1 protein-coding gene is annotated in these 1,956 nt (G+C 49.9%); it reads left to right on the top strand.

The genetic code is table 11. From position 1 onward, the window contains the following. Positions 1 to 466 precede the first annotated feature (466 nt). Positions 467 to 1,858: a group II intron reverse transcriptase/maturase gene (gene ltrA, locus ACEVG1_RS20970; protein ID WP_374745686.1), complete on the top strand. Its 1,392-nt coding sequence runs from the start codon at positions 467 to 469 to the stop codon at positions 1,856 to 1,858. Positions 1,859 to 1,956: the final 98 nt, after the last annotated feature.

Genomic DNA, 1,956 nt, shown 5'->3' with positions numbered 1-1,956 from the left:
TGTGCGCCCGGCATGGGCGATAACTCTAGGGTGCAAGTCCCGAACACGCTTAGCAGTAGGAAGTGTTAGCCAAAGGCAAGGGTGTCCATCGCGAGGTGGAATCTGAAGGAAGCCGGCGGCAAAATCCCGGCCTGACGAACAGGAAGTACATATAAGGCCAAAGCTGTCCGGATGAGATTGCATAACAAATCGAAGTCCGATACTGCACGGGGACAGCATGGTAAATGTAACAGGTATATGGGATGAAAGTTATCGTTCTTACCCGGGGAGGTCTCACGGACGTGCGGACGTTTTTTTTTTCAGAAGCATGGAGTAAAGCTAGCCGTGAGAAGTCAGCAGAGGTCATAGTAGATACGGACACGAGCCTGTTAAAAGAAAAGGAAAAGCAGGAGGCCTCACGAAGTGTCGAAGGACTGAACCTTATTATAAGTGGGCAGTAAATGAATGTTACCCGGTGAAGGGAAGAATGCAGAAAATATCAACGGAGAGTGATAGCTGCCAAGGGAAGAATAGGACGGCATCCGACGGCTACCTAGGAGTGCAGACTTTTATTGGGATAACTGAAAACAACCTCACGGAAGTACGATTTACGGAAGGCGGTCTGCTTGAGCAAATCCTATCACCCTCCAACATGAACAAAGCCTATAAGCGGGTGGTTTCAAACAAAGGGAGTGGGGGCATAGACGGCATGGATACGACAGATTTGCTGGCTTGGCTCCATGGGCATAAAGGAGAACTCCTGCATGCCATCGGCACGGGCAAGTACAAGCCGAATCCGGTACGGCGCGTGGAAATACCCAAGGACGGCGGAAAGAAACGCCTGTTGGGTATCCCTACGGTTGTTGACCGTTTCGTCCAACAATGCATATCGCAAATCCTCTCGCCCATCTATGAACGGGAGTTCAGCGAAACCAGCTATGGATTCCGCCCCAAGCGGAGTTGCCATGATGCCCTGGAACAAGCCCGGACGTATATCACCTCAGGCTATAGGTATGCGGTTGACTTAGATCTGGAGAAATTCTTCGACACGGTCAGCCACAGCCGCCTGATAGCACTCCTATCCAAACGTATCAAAGACGGTCGGGTTGTATCGCTCATCCACAGATACTTACTGGCGGGAGTGCAGATAGGAGAAAGGTTTGAGGAGAGCCGTTCGGGAGTACCCCAGGGCGGCCCCCTAAGTCCTTTATTGAGTAACATCATGCTTAATGAACTGGACAGGGAGCTGGAGGCCCGGGGGCATCCATTTGTACGTTATGCCGACGACTGTTTAATCTTCTGTAAGAGTAAACGTGCGGCCGAACGGACAAAAGCAGGTATCATCCGTTACATCGAGGGCATACTGTATCTCCGTGTGAATAAAGAGAAGACCCATGTAGGCCATGTCCGGGGCATGAAGTTCCTGGGATATGGTTTCTACATTAAATCGGGAGAATGCCGCTTGAGTGTCCACCGGAAAAGTTACGGGAAACTGAAAGCTCGACTGAAAGAGCTGACGAGTCGGAGTAACGGTATGGGGTATGAAAAGCGGAAAATCGCCCTTCGTCTCTTCATCAACGGCTGGCTTGAATACTTCAAGTTAGCGGACATGAAGAATAGGCTGCAAAGGATAGACGAATGGTACCGCCGCAGGCTTCGGATGTGTATCTGGAAATGCTGGAAGAAAGTGAAGACACGTTTTAAGAACCTGTTGACGTGCGGGATAGGCAAACAAAAAGCATGGGAATGGGCTAACACCCGAAAGGGCTACTGGCGCATTGCCGACAGTGCTATCCTACATCGCGCATTGAACAACGACACCTTAAGGCTTGCCAAATACCCTTTCTTAAGGGATTGTTATCGTAGAATTGTATCGTAAGTAAGGAACCGCCTTGGTACCGAACGGTATGCCGGGTGGTGTGAGAGGTCGGAAAATAGAATAGGAGGAAAACTATTCTATTTTCCTCCTACTCGATT

This window comes from Parapedobacter sp. 2B3, from assembly GCF_041925275.1.
In the GTDB taxonomy this organism is placed as follows: Bacteria; Bacteroidota; Bacteroidia; order Sphingobacteriales; family Sphingobacteriaceae; genus Parapedobacter; species Parapedobacter pyrenivorans_A.
This window is presented reverse-complemented; position numbering and strand designations above follow the sequence as displayed.

What these genes read in the sequence shown, in the direction of transcription:
- ltrA (WP_374745686.1), top strand. Translation starts at nt 467, where the DNA reads ATGCAGAAAATATCAACGGAGAGTGATAGCTGCCAAGGGAAGAATAGG.